The sequence below is a fragment of the Dyella jiangningensis genome, assembly GCF_003264855.1.
Lineage (GTDB): Bacteria > Pseudomonadota > Gammaproteobacteria > Xanthomonadales > Rhodanobacteraceae > Dyella > Dyella jiangningensis_C.
Window position 1 is genome coordinate 16686 of sequence record NZ_NFZS01000007.1, and the last position, 19549, is coordinate 36234.

Here is a 19549-nt window from a genome sequence, read left to right on the forward strand (position 1 = left end):
AATGCGGTCAGAAGAAATGCGTTGCGTCAGAACACGCCCGCACCGAGATCGGCGGTGGTGGCGTTGCGGCGGAACATGCCGAAGAGCTCACGTCCCAGCCCGAACTGATGCGTGGACAGGTCCGCCGTGGCCGGCACGCGCGCTTCGAATTCGGCCGCTTCCACCAGCACGTCCAGCTTTCCGTGCACGGCATCCAGGCGCACGATGTCGCCGTCGCGGATACGCGCGATGGCGCCGTTGTCCTGGGCTTCGGGCGTCATGTGGATCGCCGCCGGCACGCGTCCGGAGGCACCCGACATGCGGCCGTCGGTAAGCAACGCGATGCGATGGCCGCGGTCCTGCAGCACCGACAGCGTCGGCGTCAGCTTGTGCAGCTCCGGCATGCCGATCGCCTGCGGACCCTGGAAGCGCACCACGGCGATGAAGTCGCGGTTGAGCTCGCCGCGCTCGAACGCCTTGCGCACATCGTCCTGGTCGTGGAACACGATGGCCGGCGCTTCGATGACGAGACGGTCGTCCGGCACCGAGGATACCTTGATCACCGCGCGCCCCAGGTTGCCGCTGAGCATTCGCAGGCCGCCGTCGGTCCGGAACGGCTCGGCCACGCCGCGCAGCACGCCGCGGTTGCCGCTGTCCTTCGACACCGGCTTCCATACCAGCGCGCCGGCGTCATCCAGGTGCGGCACCTGCGTATAGCCGTCCATACCGGTGCCGAACACGGTGCGCACATCGGCGTGCAGCAGGCCCTCGCTGAGCAGCTGGTCGATCAGGAAGGCCATGCCCCCGGCCTCGTGGAACTGGTTCACGTCGGCATAGCCGTTCGGATACACGCGTGCGAGCAGTGGGATCACCGAGGACAGTGCGTCGAATTCATCCCAGCGCAGCTCGATGCCTGCCGCACGCGCGATGGCGACGAGATGCAGCAGGTGATTGGTGGAGCCGCCGGTGGCGTGCAGGCCGATCACGCCGTTGACGATGGCGCGCTCGTCGATGATGTGGCCGAGCGGCAGGTGCGACGAACCCGGTGCGCTCAGCTCGGCCACGCGCAGCACCGCTTCGCGCGTCAGCGCGTCGCGCAGCGGCGTGTCCGGCGCCACGAAGCTCGCACCCGGCAGATGCAGGCCCATGATCTCCATCAGCATCTGGTTGGAGTTGGCGGTGCCGTAGAACGTGCAGGTGCCCGGCGCGTGATACGAAGCCGCCTCGGCCTCCAGCAGTTCGGCCTTGCTGGCCTTGCCCTCGGCGTAGGCCTGGCGCACCTTCGACTTCTGCTCGTTGCTGATGCCGCTGGGCATCGGGCCGCTGGGCACGAAGATGCCGGGCAGGTGGCCGAAGCTCAGTGCGCCGATCAACAGGCCAGGCACGATCTTGTCGCAGATGCCCAGGTACAGCGCGCCGTCGAACATGTTGTGCGAAAGCGAGATGGCCGTGGCCATGGCGATCAGGTCGCGCGAGAACAGCGACAGCTCCATGCCGGCGCGGCCTTGCGTGATGCCGTCGCACATGGCCGGCACGCCACCCGCCATCTGCGCGGTGATGCCGATGTCGCGAGCGACGTTGCGGATCAGGTCCGGATAGCGCTCGTACGGCTGATGCGCCGAGAGCATGTCGTTGTATGCGTTGATGATGGCGAGGTTGGGCGTATGGCCTTCGCGCAGGCGTTCCTTGTCGGTGGTGCCGCAGGCGGCGAAGCCGTGGGCGAGGTTGCCGCAGGAAAGACGCTCGCGATGCACGCTGCCGCCCTGCGCGCCATCGATGCGACGCAGGTACTCGGCACGCGATGCGCGGCTGCGCTCGCGCAGTCGCTCGGTGACTTCGGCAAGAACGGGGTGAAGCACGGTCATGTTCTGACTCCGGGGAATTTCAGGTGGCGCATGGCATGAGGCGCCTTGATTCGTGATGGCGACGCGCTTACGGGCACCAGTACACGGCGACCGGCACGCGCTCCTGCGTCAGCACCGAGCGCACCGGGAAATGCGCGGCTTCGCCCAGGCCCAGCCGCGCATCGGCCAGCAGCTGGCGCTTGGCTTCGCCTTCGATGTGCAGGTACAGCGCGCGCGTCTGCAGCAGCGCGGACAAGGTGAACGTGATGCGCGGCTCGCCGGCGCCCGGTGCACGCATCGGCAGCACGCGCACGTCGCTGTGGGCATCGAGCGCTTCGGGCAGGCGATCGCCGCCGGGAAAGAACGACGCCGTGTGACCATCGTTGCCCATGCCCAGCACCACCGCATCGAACGGCAGCGGCAGCGACGCCACGCGTGCGCGCAGGGCGACGAGTCCAGCCTCGGGCGTCGGCGCATCGGCATACAGCGGCACGAATTGCGCGACCGATGCGGCGTGCTGCAGCAGCAAGGCCTTCACCATGGCGGCATTGGAACGCTCGCTGGTTTCGGGCACCCAGCGTTCGTCCACCAGGGTGACCTGCACCTTGGCCCAATCCACCGCCTGTCGCGACAGGCGCTCGAACAGATGCTTCGGCGTGCTGCCGCCGGATACGGCGAGCAGGGCATGGCCGCGTTCGGCAATGCCTTCGCGCAGGCGGTCGGCGAGTCGCTCGGCCAGGGCGTCGGCCAGGGCATGGCAATCGGTGAAGCTGTGGGTGGTGACGTTCAAGATCGGCGGCATGTCGGGGAAATGTGGGCTGCGCGGATGACACACGCGTGGCGGGAAAACGAGTCTAGGCCCGGCGCCGCAACGCACAGGTGAAACACCTGTGCATGGCGCTCGACGGTGTCGGACATCGGCTTATTCACTGTCCTCGTTCCAGGTGCGACCGTCGCGCTCGATCAGCGCCACCGCCGCGCTCGGGCCCCAGGTGCCCGAGGTGTACGGTCGCGGCGACTCGCCGCTGTCCGCCCACGCGGCGAGGATGGGATCGGCCCAGTGCCACGCCGCTTCCACTTCGTCGCGACGCATGAACAGGGTCGGGTTGCCGCGCACCACGTCGAGGATGAGGCGCTCGTACGCATCGGGCTGCTGCACGCCGAAGGCCTCGGCAAAGCTCATGTCCAGCGACACGTGGCGCAGGCGCAGGCCGCCCGGACCCGGATGCTTGATGGTGACCCACAACTTGATGTTCTCGTCCGGCTGCAGGCGCAGCACCAGGCGGTTCTGCGCCAGCACGCCGGCCGACGGATCGAAGATCGAATGCGGCACCGGCTTGAACACCACCACGATCTCGGACACGCGCTCGGGCAGGCGCTTGCCGGTACGCAGGTAGAACGGCACGCCGGCCCAGCGCCAGTTGGCGATCTCGGCCTTCACGGCCACGAACGTTTCGGTGTTGGACTTGTGGTCCTTCAGCTCGTCGAGATAGCCCGGCACGCTCTGGCCTTCGGCCGCGCCCGCGCGGTACTGGCCGCGCACGGTGAGCTGGCTCGCGTTGCTTTCGTCGATGTGCTTGAGCGAGCGCAGCACCTTGAGCTTCTCATCGCGCACCGCGTCGGGCGACAGCGAGGAGGGCGGCTCCATCGCCACCATGCACAGCAGCTGCAGCAGGTGGTTCTGCACCATGTCGCGCAGCGCGCCGGCATGGTCGTAATAGCCCGCGCGCTGACCCACGCCCAGCGTTTCGGCCACGGTGATCTGCACGTGGTCGATGTGCTCGGCGTTCCACAGCGGCTCGAACAGGATGTTGCCGAAGCGCAGCGCCAGCAGGTTCTGCACCGTTTCCTTGCCGAGGTAATGGTCGATGCGATAGGTCTGCGATTCGTCGAACACGCGACCGACCGCGTCGTTGATCTGGTTGGCGCTCTTGAGGTCGCGGCCGATGGGCTTTTCCAGCACCACGCGCGCCTTGCCCTTGTTGAGGCCGTAGGTGCCAAGGCGGTTGCAGATGTCCACGAACAGCTCGGGCGAAGTGGACAGGTAGAACACGCGCACGTGATCGGGCTGGCCGCCGATGAGCGCGGCGAAGTCGTCCCAGCCGTCGTCCTTGCGCGCGTCCAGCGAGCGGTAATGCACGAGCTTGAGGAAGGCGTCGATCTTGCTCTTGTCGCCGCCGTTTTCCTGCAGCGCCTTGCGCGTGCTGGCGCGGTAACCGTCGTCGTCGAGACCCTCGCGGGCGATGCCGATGATCCGGCTGGTCTCGGGAATCTGCCCGTCCGCGTAGCGGTGGTACAGCGCGGGCAGCAGCTTGCGAACGGCGAGGTCGCCGGTTCCGCCGAAGATCACCAGGTCGAAGGGGTCGACCGGCAGGGGAGAAGCAGTCACTTCAGTCACCTCGAGCGATGCGGGGAGCGACACGTGGCATGCATACCACGTGCGATGCCTGACGATCGTACCAGTGAAATACCAGACAACACCAGTTCCCCGGCGCGCCTTGGTCGGCCTACGTTGAGGAGGGATTCGACACCCGAATTGGTACCACCGGAAAGCCGCGTCGCAGCGCCTGATTGCGCGATTGGTATTCTCATTGGTATCGTGCAGGCATGGAAACCGCCCTCGTCAACGAATATCGCCGCCTCAGCCGTGACCCGGCCGTGAACCAGCCGCTGGCCTATCTGCGCCTGCGCCGGGCCATCCGCAACGTGGTCGAGCACCGGGACATCGAGCCGGGCCAGGCCCTGCCGAGCGAACGCGACCTGTCGCGCCTGCTGCAGCTGTCGCGCGTCACCGTGCGCAAGGCCATCGCCGGCCTCGTCGAAGAGGGCCTGCTGAACCAGCGGCACGGCGCCGGCACCTTCGTGGCCGAGCGCATCATCAAGCCGATGTCGCGCCTCACCAGCTTCACGGAAGACCTGCGCGCGCGCGGCCTGAACCCGCGCTCGGAGTTCTTCGAGCGCAGCGTGGGCGAGGTGACGCCCGAGGAATCGATGGCGCTCAACCTTTCGCCGGGCGTGCTGGTCGCGCGCCTGCATCGCGTGCGCTATGCGAAGGAAGAGCCCCTGGCGATCGAGCGCAGCGTGGTGCCCGCCAGCGTGCTGCCCGACCCGATGATCGTGCACGACTCGCTGTACCAGGTGCTGGAAACCCTCGGCGCGCGCCCGCGCCGCGCCTTGCAGCGCCTGCGCGCCGTGTCGTTGGGTGCCCAGCAGGCGCGCCTGCTGCACGTCCCGGCCGGCAGCGCGGGCCTCAACATCGAGCGGCGCAGCTTTCTCGACGACGGCCGCGTGGTGGAGTTCACCACCTCGTGGTATCGCGGCGACATCTACGATTTCGTGGCCGAACTGCAGACGGACTGAGGTCCGGCACTAGAACGCCAGCGCCACCGACTGGCCCACGCCCGTGGCCTGCCACTGCGCGGTGAGTGCGAGGATGCATGCCCGCACGGCCTCCATGTCCTGCTCGTCCACCGCCAGCGGTTCGCACTGCCTGGCCTGGCAGGTCACCCGGTAGAGATCCAGCATGTCCGTCGGTGCGCTGCTCCATCCAGCCCATCCGTCGGCCTGGAACACTTCGACCAGCCGCTCCACGCCATCGCTTTCGGCTTCCGCGCCCATGCGGACGTCCGCTGTCTCGCCCGCGGCCAGACGCGTGACGAAGCCGCGCCTGCGCAGCACGCTTTCCACGGCGAAATGCACCATATCGTGCGGAATGATGCCCTGCTTCGGGCAATCGACCTGCTCGTTCGGCGCATCCTCGCGGACGACCTCCATGCGATCGTGCTTGCCGGCGCCTTTGGTGAAGATGAGCTGCATGGGCCACCTGTCGCGGGACGATTCATCGCCGTGCTGAATAGCATCCGGGCAAGGTCGTGTCTGCGCCGGGGCGTCTTCGCTCCATAACCGTGTAAAATATGGAGTTTTTGACGTCCGTAGTATGGCGCAGGACTCTCCACGAACAAGCATCCGCGGCTCGACGTTCATTCGCCTGCTGGCTCGCCTGACGGACGCTGACGTTTCCCCGTCCCGCTCGTCCCTCTCGGACCGGTTGAGCCAGTGGCTCGACTGGACGCATGCGATCGCGCTGTCCACCGCGATGGATCGCCGGGCGTCCACGGAGGCTTTCGATGCCCCGCCCTTCGGCGATGCCGAGGCGGAAGAGTGCGCGCGCGTGCGCGCCTCGCTCGCGGAAGTGATCAAGGGCGCCGGGGAGAGCACCGACGGCGACGTGGAATACCCGGCCTTCCGCCAGCGCTACCTCACCATGCAACGCCGCATGCAGACCGCCACGGGCAACCTGCGTGGTCGGCTGCGCGACATGCTCGCGCAAAAGACGCCGGACATGGCGCGCCTCGCCGAGGTGGACGCGGTGATGGAACGCGCGCTGAGTCCGCGCGAACATACGCTGCTCGCCGCCGTGCCCCATCTGCTTGGCGATCATTTCGAACGACTGCGCAAGCGCGCGCAGGACACACCGGCCGATGCGCCGCCCGCGGAGAACATCTCTGCCGGCGCATGGCTCGACACTTTCCGCAAGGACATGCAGAGCGTGTTGCTCGCCGAACTGGATGTTCGTTTTCAACCGGTCGAAGGGCTGCTCGCAGCGCTTCGCACCCGCTAACTGGTCAATCATGTTCAGAAACCTCCTCAATCTCGGCGTGTTCCTCGTTGGCCTCGCCGCCATCGGCTGGATCGGCATCGGCTACATCGGTTCCAACCCGCTGGGCGCAGCCGTCGCGGCACTGATCGCCGCGTGCTACCTCGCCGGTGCCTTCGAACTGCATCGATATCGCCAGGCCACGGGCTCGCTGCTGCGCGCCGTTGCGGATCTGTCCACCGCGCCCGCCAGTCTGGGCGCATGGCTGGAACGCCTGCATCCCAGCGTGCGCAACCATGCGCGGCTGCGCATCGAAGGTGAACGCGCAGCGATGCCCACGCCGGCATTGACGCCTTACCTGGTCGGCATGCTGGTGCTGCTGGGCATGCTGGGCACGCTGCTTGGCATGATGGCCACGCTGCGCGGCACCGGCCTCGCACTGGAAAGCGCCACCGACCTTGAGGCGATGCGCGGCTCGCTTGCCGCGCCGGTCAAGGGCCTGGGCTTTGCGTTCGGTACCTCGATTGCCGGTGTCGCCAGCTCGGCCATGCTCGGCCTGCTGTCCGCGCTGAGCCGCCGCGAGCGCATGCAGGCGACGCAGCTGCTCGATGCGAAGGCCGCGACCACGCTGCGCGCGTTCTCGAAGACACACCAGCGCGAGGAAGCGTTCAAGCTGCTGCAGCAGCAGACGGCGCAGATGCCCGCGCTGGTCGAGCATCTGCAGGCGATGATGACTGCCATCGAACAACAGAACGTCGCGGCGCACGAGCGCCAGATGGCCAGCCACGAGGCCTTCCACGCACGTACCGAAGCCGTCTATACGCAGCTGGCTTCGTCCGTTGAAACGTCGCTGAAGGAAGGCATCGCCGGCAGCGCCAGTGCGGCCAGCGCGGCACTGCAACCGGTGGTGGAGGCGACCATGGCCGGCCTCATGCGCGAAACGGGTGCGCTGCACGACAAGCTTTCGCAGGCCGTGCAGCGCCAGCTCGACGGCGTGTCGGCGCAACTGGAGACGACGACCAAGGACGTGGCAGGCCTTTGGCGCGACGCAGTGGCCGAACATCGCGACGCCAATGGCAAGCTCGTCGGGCAGCTGGGCGAGACCCTTGATCAGTTCAGCGCCACGTTCGAACAGCGCGCCAGCCACCTGCTGCAGAACACGTCGACCCAGCTCGAGACCGCAACGAGCAACACTGCCCAGGCGTGGAACGATGCGCTGTCGCGCCAGGACACGCTCAACGCACAGTTGGCCGAGCGCAACCAGCAGGGGCTCACTGCGGCCGCTGCTGCCTTCGAGGAACATGCGGCGTCGCTGGTGCGCGTCGTGCAGGCTTCGCACACCGACCTGCAGGCCGCTTTGGAAGCCCGTGACCAGCAGCGACTGTCGGCCTGGACCGAAACCCTCGGCGCGATGACGGACGCCCTGGGCAAGCAGTGGGAGCATGCCGGCGAACAGGTGGCCCAGCGCCAGCAGGATATCTGCGACACGCTCGCGCAGACCGCGCGCGGCATCACCGCCGAAGCGCAGTCGCACGCCAAGGAAACCATCGCGGAGATCTCGCGACTGGTACAGACCGCCTCCGAGGCACCGAAGGCCGCTGCCGAAGTCATTGCCGAGCTGCGCCAGAAACTTTCCGACAGCATGGTGCGCGACACCGCCATGCTGGATGAACGCGCACGCCTGCTGGGCACGCTGGAAACCCTGCTCGACGCGGTCAACCATGCCTCGACCGAACAGCGCGAAGCCGTCGATGCGCTGGTCGGTACGTCGGCCGCGCTGCTCGAACGCGTCGGCACACGCTTCACCGACCACGTCGAAGCCGAAACAGGCAAGCTTGAGACGGTGGCCGCACAGCTCACCAGCAGCGCCATCGAAGTAGCGAGCCTGGGCGATGCCTTCGGCGCCGCCGTGCAACTGTTCGGCCAGTCGAACGAGATGCTGATGGAGCGCCTGCAAGGCATCGAAGCCGCGCTGGACAAGTCGCTCGCTCGCAGTGACGAGCAGCTCGCGTACTACGTGGCGCAGGCGAAGGAGGTCATCGACCTCAGCATGCTGTCGCAGAAGCAGATCATCGAGGAAGTGCAGCTGCTTGCCGAACAGCGTACCGCCGGGGCCGACGCGGCATGAACGAGGACATCGACCTCGAAGGCGAATCATCGGCGCCGATCTGGGCCGCCTTCGGCGACCTGATGTCCGTGCTGCTGGGCGCGTTCGTGCTGATCCTGGTCGGCGTGATTGGCGTGCAACTGCAGCTTTCGCACCGGCTCGACGAAGAGGTGAAGCAGCGCCAGGCCGAAGCGCAACGACGCATGACCTTGGAACAGGCACTGGCCGCGCCGCTGGCTGCCGGCCGCGTCACGCTGGTCAATGGGCGCATCGGCATCCGCGGCAACGTGCTGTTCGCACTCAACTCCGACCAGCTGCAGCCGGAAGGCCGCGAGCTGCTGAAGAGCCTCGCCGGCCCGCTCACCAATTACCTGAAGTCCCGCGACGAGATCCTGATGGTGAGCGGCTTCACCGATGATCGCCAGGTGCGCGACGGCAACCGCCAGTTCACCGACAACTGGGAACTCTCGGCCGAGCGCGCACTCACCGTAACGCGCGCCTTGATCGCCGAAGGCGTGCCCGCGTCGTCGCTGTTTGCCGCCGCGTTCGGCGCGGAGCAGCCGGTGGGTTCGAACACCAGCGAAGAAGGGCGCGCGAAGAACCGTCGCGTGGAGATCGCGCCCATCCCCAAGCCTTCCAGCGCGACCGCCGCCTCCCATGACTGATGCGGCGACGCGCGCACGAACCATGCTCGACGCGTGGCGCGCACAGCGAGCCGATCGCATCGACACCGTGCGCTTTCACTTCATCGACGCGATGGAACGACGCGCCCGCGAACAGACGGGCGCGGTGCGCAAGTTGCTCGACGGGAAGCTGTCGGCACTGCTCGATGCGTATGCGAACGACGTAGCGAAGGCGGCCTCCGCTCACGTCGCGACGACGGAATCGCCGGCCCGCGGCCCGCTCGGCGAACTGGTCGATGAACTCGCCCGCCACGCGGGCGACCGCCGCGTGCAACCGGATCCCGACGCGGAAGAGGCCGTTTCCCTGCCGCCACTGGAAGCACTGGACGAGTTCCAGCAGATCTGGTCGCAGGTGCGCACGCAGAGCCAGGTGCGCCAGTCGCTGGAACAGGCGCCGACGAACGCCGGTCCACTCAATTCGAGCGCACTCGTGCATCGCTCGATCGCACTCATGCGCGATCTCTCACCCGGCTACCTCCAGCAGTTCCTCGGCTATATCGACGACCTGGCATGGCTCGAACAGCTGGGCGCGAGCAGCGGGCCGGTCATCAAGGACGCGCCTGCGCCTGCCGCGAAAAAGCGCAGCAGGCGCAAAGCCAAAGAACCCTGATGGCGGCGGCGCGGAGCGGCTGAGTCGCGTACTCGCCGGCCTGATGTCGGAAGGGCCGTTTGCGCCATGGCGTGCCAGCAGCGCCACCTGCGTCAGTGCTTCTGGGCCACGGCCGTCCATGCGGCCAGGCAGGCAAGCTTCTGCTCTTTGCGCCAGGGCTTGCCCACGGCCATGCCCAAAGGCTTCAACCGCGCGGTCATCTCATCCACCGACTGCCCGAGCACCTGCGCGGCACGATCAGGCAGCGACTTTTCGTCCAGCTCGACGAGCGCGATACCGCATCGCAGGGCCGCGGCACGAAACGCATCGCGCACGGCCAGCGCTTCGGCCACCGGCACGTGTTCGGCCCATGCCAGGCTGTAATCGAGCAGGTCGGTGATCCAACCGGCCCGGTTCACCAGCAGTGCGATCACGACGGGCTTGCAAGCCATCGCCTCAAGCTGTCGCGCGATCGCCTGAAGTCCCTCCGTTGCCCGGTGCTCCTGCCGACGGCGTCCTTCCGCCACGGTCGCTCTTGCCTCGTCCGTTGCGCGGCCCGAGGCATCTCGCGCCATCTCGGCCGCGAGTCGATACGGCTCGAAGGACAACCTGTCGTCGACCGTGCCGGTTTCAAGCGACACGGAGAGGACGACGCGGGGCTCGCCCCGTTCAATGGAGACACCGACCGCCACGGCACCGCCCTTGTGCGCATGCAGACCAATGGCGGCGATGGTCGACGGATAGCGTTCGGGCCGTGGCATCGACATCTCCCGACGATCGGCAGGAACTCGCCGTGTTGGCCAGCCCCGCGAAACGGACGTCCAAATCAACCCATCCTGGCGTCTGTTCGACGCCAGGGGCTTCAACCGCCGCGATGCGCCAGCGCGTAATCGATCGCCGCACGCACTGCCGCCACCTGCGCGTCATTGCACTGCTGCGGCGTGGCGCGAGGACTGTCCGGGTAGACCTCGGTCGTGGTCGCGTAGCGCGCGTTGGTGATGCCCGCGCACAGGCTCCACTGCTTCACCGGAAACTTGATCACGCCAGGCAGCAGCAGTGGCGAGCCGATGATCTCGCCGCGGGCGTCGGCATCGGCGATGTGGGTCACCTTCGCCACGGCCTCGACCACGGCCTGCTGGAACGCCGGCTGCGGCTGATCGGCATCGTCCACCAGGTAGAAACCATCGGGCACCTCGCCGGGCTCGAACGGCTTGCCGTCGCGGGCAGCCAGCGCCGGGCGGAACTCCGATTCGTCCGAATCGGTCGTTTCGTGCAGGTCGATGTGCATCAACACCACATCACGCAGCGGTTCCAGCAGATTCACCAACGCCGCCGACTCCCCCGCCGGGCTGTCCTTGCGGAAGTTGCGATTGGGATCGAGCGCATCGGGATTCCAGCGATGGATGCGCTCGTACGCCCACGGACTCACGCACGGAACCACCATGACGTTCGCGCGCCCGGCATACTCGCCTGCGTGCTGCTGCAGGAACTGCAGCGCGCCATGCACGCCGCTGGTTTCGTAGCCGTGCACGCCGCCGGTCACCAGCACGACCGGCAGGTCGTCCCGCCAGCCGCGGCTGCGAACGACGATCAACGGGTAGTGCTCCGCACCGTAGGTCAGCGCGCCGTACTCGGACACGTCGAAGGCATCGCGCAGGCGATCGATGGCGCTCAGCACGTCCTGCGCGTAGCTGCGATGCTTGACCTGCTTCGCCAGCCACGCGGCGCGTTCCTGCGCACCCCACGGCTGGCCGGGTGTACCGATCGGATAGAAAGCTTCGTTGCCCATGGCGAGACCGTCGTGTGGGAAAGCGCGCATTTTATCATCCGCGCCCGGCCGTCACGGCGTCGATCGCACGTGCGTCGTCGGACCCGCAGCTCCACACCTGCGACTGACGCGGCCACCCCGGCCTGCACGGACGGCCAGACGGCCAAGTCACACAGCGGCCTCCCCAGCGTTAAAGAGAGTTGCCATACTGGCGTCCGGGGTTTTGAGGCCTGCCTTCCACGCAAGGCAGGCGCGGGACATCAGGGGGAAGACATGAATCTTTGGGCCGTCATGGCCGTCGGGGAGGGCTTCGCCCATCTCGAGGGAACCGCGAGTTTCGAACTGTATGGCGTGGTCTCGGCCGCCGATGCGCACGCGGCGCTGGACAAGGCGATCGACCTCGCCGTCCAACGCTGGCCCGAGATCGCGCAAGGTCGCGAGGGCGCCGGTGCGATGATCCACGCCGAAGAGGTCAACGAAATCACCATGACGCCGGGCATGGAAGTCGACGTGGTCGACGTCTCCTGGGTGTAAGCGCACTCTTGGGCGCAGCTGCTTCGGCAAATCGATGACGCCGCATCGCTGCCGAGCTCGCGTCCACTGCACGCCTTTTCGTTCATCGCCGGAGAAGACCATGAAGCGCCACACGACCACTGCGTTCCTGGCGGCTTGCCTGTTGACGGGCCTGGCCCTGTGTCCTTCGTCTGCCACCGCGGAAACCAAGGCGATCAGCGATGCCACGCACCTCGTGCAGAAGCCGCAGGGCGACAGTCGCGCCTCCATGGAAACCATGCAGATTCCCAGCCATGGCGCACTGATGAACGCCCTGGTCTACGTGGCGGCAGGCGCCGGACCGCATCCGACGGTCGTGCTGCTGCATGGCTTCCCCGGCAACGAGCGCAACCTGGATCTCGCGCAGGACATCCGCCGCGCAGGCTGGAACGTTCTTTACTTCAATTACCGCGGATCATGGGGAACGCCGGGCGACTTCTCCTTCTCGCACGGCATCGAGGACGTCGCTTCGGCCCTGGCCTATCTGCGGCAGCCGGAGAACGCCAAGCGGCTCCGCGTCGATACCACGCGCATCGTCCTGATCGGGCACAGCATGGGTGGCTTCATGACCGTGCAGGCCGGCGCGGCCGATCCTGCGGTCAAGGCCATCGGCATGATCTCGGCCGCCGACATGGCCGGCAGGGTTCAGGGCCTGCTCGGCAAGGGCACTCGCCAGGCCGCCATCCAGAGCACCAGCATGGGCCTGGCCGATGAGGGCATGGCACCGCTCAGCGGCTGCACGCCAGATGGCCTGGCACAGGAACTGGCCGAGCATGCACGCGATTGGAGCTTTCTATCCAAGGTCGCCGCGCTCAAGGATCGCCCGGCGCTGGTCATCACCTCGGACGATGGCCTCACGACGTGGAACGATGCTTTCAGCGCCGCGCTTCGCAAGGCCGGTGATCGACAGGTGACCACCCTGCACCTCGCCACCGACCACGCGTATTCCGACAAGCGCACCGAGCTGTCGCGCGCCGTGCTCGCGTGGCTGGCGCCATTGGCGCAGTAGCAACGCTATCGCTTGCCCGCCCTGGCGTTTACGGGGACGCCCAGTACGCACGCCCCATCCACGCGCCGGCCTGGCTGGGGTTCCACACGAACGTGGCCACGCTTTCGGCGGGCATCGTGTAGTCGAAGCGGCTCTGGCTTTCCGCGACGGATACGCGGCGAGCTTCCTTGTTGCTGTTCACCATGACCAGCACGATCGAGCCGTCGGCCTCGTTCTGGAAGGCGACGTTGTCCAGATGCTCCTTCTCCGTCGCGGTCGATTCCACGCGCACCGCGCCAGGCAGCACGAACTTGCTGAAGTGGGCCAACGCGTAATATTCATCGTTGCGGCTCACTTCGCCGGTCTTCGAGTTGATCAGGATCACGCCCTTGCAGAGCGCGCAGCCGCCGAAGTGCGGGCCGTGGTTTTCGTCCAGCGCCAGGTTCCAGTAGATGACGCCGCGCGCCCACTGGCGGATGCCCGTGACCAACAGGTTGCGCGAAAACCACAGCAGTTCGCCGTTGGCGGCGGATGCCCAATCGCCGCCGGAACATTCGGTGATGTAGGTGTCCTTGTCGGGATAGGCGCGATGCACGCGGCCCTGCGCGTACTGGCTGCCTTCGTAGCAATGCCAGGCCACGCCATCGATGTATTTCGCGGCATCCGGATCGGACAGCACGCTCAGGGGCTGCTCGGGCTGGTTCCAGTTGTGATCCCACTCCAGGATGCGCGTCTTCTGCTTGCGACGCGCCAGCTTCGGGCCGAGGTACTGCCCGATCACGCGCGCACGCGTGGATGCCGACATTTCCATGCCCGGGTACGTGATCGGCACGTAGCTCGGCTCGTTCTGCATCGTCAGCGCGTAGATCGGGATGCCGTAATTGCGATAGGCATCGACGTACTTGACCAGATAGCTCGCGTACGCGTCTTCGTACTGCTCCAGCAACTCGCCGCCAATCACATTCTGGTTGGTCTTCATCCATGCCGGCGCCGTCCACGACGACGCGACGATGAGCAGCGAGGGATTGATGGAGAGCGCCTCGCGCACCGTCGGTATCACGTTGCGCAGATTGGGCGTGACGTTGAAATGCGTCAGGCCCGGATCGTCCTGGCCGAAGGGCACGTCATCCAGCGTATACGGCTTCAACGAAAAATCGGACGCGCCGATGGTCAGGCGCATCATGGTCAGGTTGAGGTTCGGCGGCGGGCCGTACATCTCGTGCAGCAACTCGCTGCGCTGCAATCCACTCAGCCTGTTCTGCAGCAGCCACGCCGACGAATCGGTCATCGCCGCGCCGAAGCCGGTCATGGTCTGGAATTTCTTCTGGACATCGATGACGACGTCGACGGGCTCCGTGCCACGCGGTTTCATCTCGATCTCCGGCTGCCGGTCGAGCCTCAACCGGCGATCCTGGGTGCTCAGCCATAGATCAACCGACGGCGCGACGGGGCGCGCCGTCGGAACGATCTTGGGAGCGATCTTGGGAAACTCGAAATGCGGTGCGCGCAGCACCACCAGGGTGAGCAGCGTGATCAAAGCGATGAAGACGGGAGCGCCCCGGTTCGAACCCTGCTTGTACTCATCCATGGCGCTTGTAAAACCCGTCGTTCATGCTGCAACCCACTTGGATGACGAAGCTCCCGATGCTTCCGCGTTAAACATGCGCCGCTTCGCGCCTGACGAAACGGCTGCGTATGGTGACCCGGGACGAGATGGGCCCGCGGCTAGAGCGGACGGTAGCACTGAATCCCGATGGAAAGTGCCTCGGCCTCGGTAAACCTATCGGCACCGTGACGCGCTTCCTGAGGCCTTCGGACAATTCGCAAGCAAGAGACAGCGCTCAGCGCTGAATGATGCGGGTTTCAACTTTCAGCAGCCTTTTCCCGCAGGCGGATCTGCTGCGCGTCGGCTTCTCGCCGCCACGGCCAGGCGCAGGCGCCGCCCTCGGTCGTTCAGCCGCCGTGGCCCTCGGGCGATGCTTCCGGCGTCTTCGCCATTTCCGTGGTGCCGTTCCAGCCCATTCCCAGATAAAGCGGGCGGCCTTTGTCGGTGGCATGCAGGACGGCATAGCCGATGCCGCGCCTGCCGAACTCCTCGTCCGCGAGACGCATCAGTGCACGCGCCAGGCCGCGATGGCGGTAATCGGGCTCGACAAACACGTTCAGCACATAGCCGCGCTGGTCCTGCAGCGGATGCGCGGGATGCGGCGGCCAGTCGATCAGCATCAGCCCGATGCCCGCGACGACCGTGCCGCCGTCCGACATCATGAAGCCAAAGTACGATCCGTTCGCCAGGCGCGGCCTCAGCCATTCGCGGAAATGCGCCGTCATGGGCCTCAATACATCGTCGCCCTTGCCTGCATCGCGAAACATCGCTTCGCGATGCCTGCAGATCAGCTCGAGATCGTCTGCACAGAGTGTCCGTATATCCATCGTGCTGCCGAAGAAGGAATGAAGCCGTCCACATGACGACGCGCCACATGGGTACGCGAGCGGCACCCGGCCCTAGCGAACGCGCGTGAAGTAGCTCGCCTTCATGACGAGCGGGCCGTTGTTGCCCGGATAGACCGCCGTCTCGACGAGATGCTGGCCATCCGGCATGACGGAATAGATCCGGGTCGAAACGAGCACGCCTTGCTGCTGCAGCGCCATGACGAGCACGTTGGGCGCCGGTTGCTTCACCGACGCGGTATCCGCCTCGGGACTGTCCTTGACGGCGGCCGCCGTTCCATCGAGCGCCACCGTGGAAGCGGAATGCGCCTCCTGACCGGGTGCGTACACGATGTCGACACGTACGCTCAGCTTGTCTTCGCCCGCGTCGGCGAACGTGAACCGCACGCTCCTGGGGCGCTGCGCCGGCGGCATGGGCAGCCGCGATGTATCCAGGGCCCAACTTCCGAGCAAAGGCGACGTCGCCGTGCGACTGGGCACAACATCGTTTGCCGCTCCAGCCGCAGCGGCCGTGGTCAACAGGGACGTCAGGGCAACCAGCAGCGATACGACCAAGGTTTTCGGCAAGAGCTTCATGTCCTGTCCTTCCATGCAGACGGGTCAACGGGAAGTAGTGCGCGAGTGGGCAGGGCGAGTATGCCGCTTCGCGTGTACGAAAAGCAGCGCTCGATCGGCGACGGGGCGGCGTGATGAAACCTGGCCGCAGGCATCGCGACGCAAGATCCGATGCCGGAGACCCCAGCCGTTATGATGGACGCATGAACAATCGCGCAGACTCGTTCGACGCCACGCTGTCAGGCCAGGTAGACGCACAGGGCTTCGCCTTCGTCGAGGGCGACCGCATGCGATCGCTGCTCATCGCCGAAGGCGAACTGACGGACTGGGCGGCCTTCGTGGACAGCTGGAATCATCTGGAGCTGGACGAATACCTTGCCGCCAAGGGTCGGTTCCGCCGCAGGCGCCACGCGACGTTTTCCGCCGCGGCCGATGGCCCCGTCGTGCCGCAACCACACCAGGCCCACTTCCAGAGCCTGCAGTACAACACGCTGCAAGGCGACATCCAGCGCTGGTTCGAGCCGGTCGATGCCTCCGTGGTCAACGGCGCCACGCTGCGCACCATCCTTCGCTTCTGCCATGGCTTCTTCGGCAAGCTGGCGACACCTGCGATTCGCTGGCATATCGAAGTGCATCAGTTCCGCATCGAAGCCACGGCCGATTCCGCCGGCGAGCCCACGCCCGAAGGCAGTCATCGCGATGGCGTGGATTACGTGCTCGTGCTTCTCGTCGATCGCAAGAACATCGCCAGCGGCACGACCACGATCCACTCGCCCGACGGAAAACTGCTCGGCGACTTCACGCTGACGCACGCGCTGGACGCGGCATTGATCGACGATCACCGCGTCTACCACGGCGTGACACCAGTCATACCGCTGTCCGCAGGCGAACCGGCCTTCCGCGATGTACTCGTGGTGACGTTCAGGGCGGTGGCTGAACTGCCCGGCTGAGTCTTCGCAGACCGCTGCTTGCTTGCAAGCGCTGCGATGTACTCGCACAGCCTTGGCCAGGCGCGGACATCCGGTTACGGATCATCAAATACGGCGATTGTCGTGTCTTCCCGAGTCACTTCACAGCGGTAAGTCACGGCCTTGCCGCCCACATCGGCGGCAAACGTCAGCACGAAGCCATGCGGTTCCGAAACTTCATCCCTCAACTGCCATCTGGCGACCGGCGCACGCAGACTTGCCTGCACCTTTGCCTCGCAGGACCGGACTGCCGCTTCCATCGCGACGCGATCAGGGTTCGGGCGAGGGCGCCAAGGCCCGCTCAGCAACACCAGGCCCATCACCAGGCCGACGATCGCCAGAGTGAGCGAGCCTCTAAAAATCCTTCGCTTCGTCCGCCGCTTCACGGCCACCTCTTTGAGGACTGGTCTTCGCCCCTTCGAGGATACGTGACCTGGTGGGTCTTGGCGCGGCCGCGAAGTGGCTAGGCGGCGGCCACGGGATATTTCCAAACAAAGGTCCGGTTTGAGGAAAAGCTCCTCAGTGCCACAACTGGTCTTCGTTGGCGTCAATCATCCGCAGGGTCACGCCCGTCATGCAGGTGGGCAGACCCTCCCTGGGCGAGTACTCGTCGAATCCGACGGCGAACAAGCCCCAGGGCATTCGGCGATAGCGTCCTTCGTGATAGGTGATCGGACCGTTCGAGACAGGGTAGCCCGCCGCGGGCGGCGCCGGTGCCGGGCCCGGCGGCGTCAAGCCGGCCAGTTCGTAGCGGGAAATCAGACTGGCCGGCGAAATACACGGCAAACGGTTGACAACGATACTTATCAGCCGAACCTTCGGATTCTCCGGCGGATAGACGCGAAGCTCGATGCCATCGATTCGTGTGCCATCCGGCAACGTCAGTGCGTCACTTACCCACTCGCGCGAACCATGGAACTCCGGGTGGAAACGCATGCCGAGAGTCCGTTCGACATCTCCTGGCGTCGTTGGCACGACCGGATGAAGGCTCAACAATCTATCGACCAGCCCGGGCAACGTGACATCGTTGTGTGCGGCTGCCTGGGCATGGCCGAGAAGTGGACAACACCACAGGATCGAAAAGGCAAACCTAGCTGGAAACCGCATGGGTTCTTCCATGCTCCTTCGTTGTCATTCCATCGCCAAGGATATCCACTCGGGCAAATGGAAGCGTCTCCCTGGGCCGACATCCGGCGCGCGAGGATCCAGCATCCTGCGATGCCGATTACTTCGCAGGACATTCGACGCGATTGTCTTGAACCGCGATGATCTGCCACTTCCCGTTGCGACGTAACCACATGTCGGTCCATACCAGGCAGTGGCGTTCGTGCTTGGAATCCGGCAGCGCCACCGTTTTCGATTCCGCCCCATACACGACCGCGACGTCGGCGGAAAAGAACCGGACGTCCGCACTATCGAGGCGACAGTCGGTGGACCACGGTGTCTTGGGATCATAGGCGGGCGCGCTCGCCGGCTTTCCGTAGCGCATGCCCTTGGGTGCCGTACCCTGGAAGTCATCCGCCAGGATTTCCGATGCGACCCACTCACCTCCGCACGCCATGTTCGCCCAGGCTCTTTCCTTCGCGATCATCCACTGCGCCGTAGCACCATCCTTCGCTGGAACGTCGTCCGCCAGAGCGGCTCCGGCGCATAGCGCGGCAAGGATAGCTGCGGCAAAACGGCCGGTGTGACTCGTCATCGCTCTCTCTCCCCATCTCCTGGTTTCCCCTGGCGCTTCCGTCTGCTCGACCGTGGACAGTGCGTACCCATGGCGAACTAGATTGCCGTATCGAAGACGTTCTTCTCGATGCAGCCATGTCTGACGAGTGCGTACAGGCAGGCACTTCGGTCGCAAGCGGACATGGCATCCAACGGATCAGTGGCCGGGCTAGACGATTCGGTGTCGCTCATGATGCCTCCCGGCTGTCGTGGCAGGCCCGCCTTGGTCGAAAGCGGATGCAGAAGCGGACCTGGGCCACGCTAGATGGCCGGCTGATCAACGCCATAACGTATGGCGGCTTTCAGTGTCTCTACCCTGATATCGCGCAGCGCCTTGAACTTGATGCAATACCCGGTGATCTTTGCCTTTCCGAGGTCCTTTCCATATGTCTGCGCCAGGTACTTCCTGTCTTCGATGCCAAGAATGTAGACGGAAATTCCGGTTGTGTTTGCGCTGACGCCAATTCGGTAGAACTCCCTGGTGCTTCCGTTGGCGTACTGAATGGTCCGGGCTCCATACCCTATGCTGGGGTTGGAAACCGTTTTGCCCGCATCGTCCTTGCCATCCAGGAACCACAACCTGCCATCCGGCATCATCTCCAGAATGAGGCGGTGCAACGCCATCATGTCCAGGCGCTTCGGTTCAGGCTGGGCGGCGATATATTCCTTGATCTGTTCATCAACGCTCATACAGCCCCCTGCTTGGAGCGGGTACGGTGCTGGCCGCAACCGCTTCGAACCAAAGCTTC

21 protein-coding genes are annotated in these 19549 nt (G+C 65.7%); 8 read left to right on the forward strand and 13 right to left on the reverse strand.

Annotation, left to right across the window (positions count from 1 at the left end; genetic code table 11):
* Positions 1 to 26: 26 nt before the first annotated feature.
* The 3 genes from edd to zwf all read right to left on the reverse strand — a co-directional run bounded on the left by edd (position 27) and on the right by zwf (position 4212).
* On the reverse strand, positions 27 to 1844 hold the full coding sequence (gene edd / locus CA260_RS20310; RefSeq protein WP_111984899.1) for a phosphogluconate dehydratase: 1818 nt from the start codon (positions 1842 to 1844) through the stop codon (positions 27 to 29).
* A gap of 67 nt (positions 1845 to 1911) precedes the next feature.
* Positions 1912 to 2625, reverse strand: a complete 714-nt coding sequence (gene pgl / locus CA260_RS20315) for a 6-phosphogluconolactonase (RefSeq protein ID WP_111984900.1) — start codon at positions 2623 to 2625, stop codon at positions 1912 to 1914.
* A gap of 120 nt (positions 2626 to 2745) precedes the next feature.
* Positions 2746 to 4212, reverse strand: coding sequence for a glucose-6-phosphate dehydrogenase (gene zwf / locus CA260_RS20320; protein ID WP_111984990.1), 1467 nt, complete (start codon positions 4210 to 4212; stop codon positions 2746 to 2748).
* A 218-nt stretch (positions 4213 to 4430) separates the two neighbouring features.
* Here zwf and CA260_RS20325 point away from each other — a divergent pair, with 218 nt between their 5' ends.
* On the forward strand, positions 4431 to 5183 hold the full coding sequence (locus CA260_RS20325; RefSeq protein ID WP_111984901.1) for a GntR family transcriptional regulator: 753 nt from the start codon (positions 4431 to 4433) through the stop codon (positions 5181 to 5183).
* Between the two features lie 9 nt (positions 5184 to 5192).
* Here the strand turns inward: CA260_RS20325 and CA260_RS20330 are convergent, their stop codons facing one another.
* On the reverse strand, positions 5193 to 5639 hold the full coding sequence (locus CA260_RS20330) for a hypothetical protein (RefSeq protein WP_111984902.1): 447 nt from the start codon (positions 5637 to 5639) through the stop codon (positions 5193 to 5195).
* Between the two features lie 121 nt (positions 5640 to 5760).
* On the opposite strand from CA260_RS20330, the gene CA260_RS20335 reads away from it, so the two are divergent.
* The 4 genes from CA260_RS20335 to CA260_RS20350 are packed head-to-tail and all read left to right on the forward strand — an operon-like array spanning position 5761 to position 9820.
* On the forward strand, positions 5761 to 6444 hold the full coding sequence (locus CA260_RS20335; protein WP_111984903.1) for a DUF3348 domain-containing protein: 684 nt from the start codon (positions 5761 to 5763) through the stop codon (positions 6442 to 6444).
* 10 nt (positions 6445 to 6454) lie between these two features.
* Complete coding sequence (locus tag CA260_RS20340; RefSeq protein ID WP_111984904.1) at positions 6455 to 8548, forward strand: DUF802 domain-containing protein; 2094 nt, start codon at positions 6455 to 6457, stop codon at positions 8546 to 8548.
* Positions 8545 to 9192, forward strand: a complete 648-nt coding sequence (locus CA260_RS20345) for an OmpA family protein (RefSeq protein ID WP_111984905.1) — start codon at positions 8545 to 8547, stop codon at positions 9190 to 9192. Before CA260_RS20340 ends, CA260_RS20345 begins: the two co-directional genes overlap by 4 nt.
* Positions 9185 to 9820: a DUF2894 domain-containing protein gene (locus tag CA260_RS20350; protein WP_111984906.1), complete on the forward strand. Its 636-nt coding sequence runs from the start codon at positions 9185 to 9187 to the stop codon at positions 9818 to 9820. The genes CA260_RS20345 and CA260_RS20350 overlap by 8 nt, the downstream gene beginning before the upstream one ends.
* Before the next feature lie 92 nt (positions 9821 to 9912).
* On the opposite strand, the gene CA260_RS20355 is transcribed toward CA260_RS20350, so the two are convergent.
* Together CA260_RS20355 and CA260_RS20360 are read right to left on the reverse strand one after the other, a co-directional pair.
* Positions 9913 to 10560, reverse strand: a complete 648-nt coding sequence (locus CA260_RS20355; RefSeq protein WP_111984907.1) for a hypothetical protein — start codon at positions 10558 to 10560, stop codon at positions 9913 to 9915.
* 101 nt (positions 10561 to 10661) lie between these two features.
* The gene (locus CA260_RS20360) at positions 10662 to 11588 is read right to left on the reverse strand and encodes a M14 family metallopeptidase (protein WP_111984908.1); all 927 of its coding nucleotides are present in this window, start codon (positions 11586 to 11588) and stop codon (positions 10662 to 10664) included.
* A gap of 252 nt (positions 11589 to 11840) precedes the next feature.
* On the opposite strand from CA260_RS20360, the gene CA260_RS20365 reads away from it, so the two are divergent.
* Positions 11841 to 12101, forward strand: coding sequence for a hypothetical protein (locus CA260_RS20365; RefSeq protein WP_146745396.1), 261 nt, complete (start codon positions 11841 to 11843; stop codon positions 12099 to 12101).
* Positions 12102 to 12201: 100 nt separating this feature from the next.
* A complete protein-coding gene (locus CA260_RS20370) occupies positions 12202 to 13128 on the forward strand; it encodes an alpha/beta hydrolase family protein (RefSeq protein WP_111984910.1) in 927 nt (308 codons plus the stop codon).
* Positions 13129 to 13156: 28 nt separating this feature from the next.
* On the opposite strand, the gene CA260_RS20375 is transcribed toward CA260_RS20370, so the two are convergent.
* The 3 genes from CA260_RS20375 to CA260_RS20385 form a co-directional block, all read right to left on the reverse strand.
* Positions 13157 to 14695: a glycoside hydrolase family 30 protein gene (locus CA260_RS20375; protein ID WP_111984911.1), complete on the reverse strand. Its 1539-nt coding sequence runs from the start codon at positions 14693 to 14695 to the stop codon at positions 13157 to 13159.
* 365 nt (positions 14696 to 15060) lie between these two features.
* Positions 15061 to 15540 (reverse strand): GNAT family N-acetyltransferase, encoded by a 480-nt coding sequence (locus tag CA260_RS20380; protein WP_111984912.1) that lies wholly within the window; start codon positions 15538 to 15540, stop codon positions 15061 to 15063.
* A gap of 72 nt (positions 15541 to 15612) precedes the next feature.
* On the reverse strand, positions 15613 to 16134 hold the full coding sequence (locus CA260_RS20385; RefSeq protein WP_111984913.1) for a hypothetical protein: 522 nt from the start codon (positions 16132 to 16134) through the stop codon (positions 15613 to 15615).
* Between the two features lie 182 nt (positions 16135 to 16316).
* Between CA260_RS20385 and CA260_RS20390 the strand changes: the two genes are divergently transcribed.
* A complete protein-coding gene (locus tag CA260_RS20390; RefSeq protein WP_111984914.1) occupies positions 16317 to 17063 on the forward strand; it encodes a 2OG-Fe dioxygenase family protein in 747 nt (248 codons plus the stop codon).
* Between the two features lie 74 nt (positions 17064 to 17137).
* Here CA260_RS20390 and CA260_RS20395 read toward each other — a convergent pair whose 3' ends face one another.
* The 4 genes from CA260_RS20395 to CA260_RS20410 form a co-directional block, all read right to left on the reverse strand.
* Positions 17138 to 17467, reverse strand: a complete 330-nt coding sequence (locus CA260_RS20395; RefSeq protein ID WP_146745397.1) for a hypothetical protein — start codon at positions 17465 to 17467, stop codon at positions 17138 to 17140.
* 133 nt (positions 17468 to 17600) lie between these two features.
* On the reverse strand, positions 17601 to 18200 hold the full coding sequence (locus CA260_RS20400; protein ID WP_146745398.1) for a hypothetical protein: 600 nt from the start codon (positions 18198 to 18200) through the stop codon (positions 17601 to 17603).
* Between the two features lie 106 nt (positions 18201 to 18306).
* On the reverse strand, positions 18307 to 18780 hold the full coding sequence (locus CA260_RS20405; RefSeq protein WP_111984917.1) for a nuclear transport factor 2 family protein: 474 nt from the start codon (positions 18778 to 18780) through the stop codon (positions 18307 to 18309).
* 281 nt (positions 18781 to 19061) lie between these two features.
* Positions 19062 to 19490, reverse strand: a complete 429-nt coding sequence (locus CA260_RS20410; RefSeq protein WP_111984918.1) for a DUF1801 domain-containing protein — start codon at positions 19488 to 19490, stop codon at positions 19062 to 19064.
* Positions 19491 to 19549 lie beyond the last annotated feature (59 nt).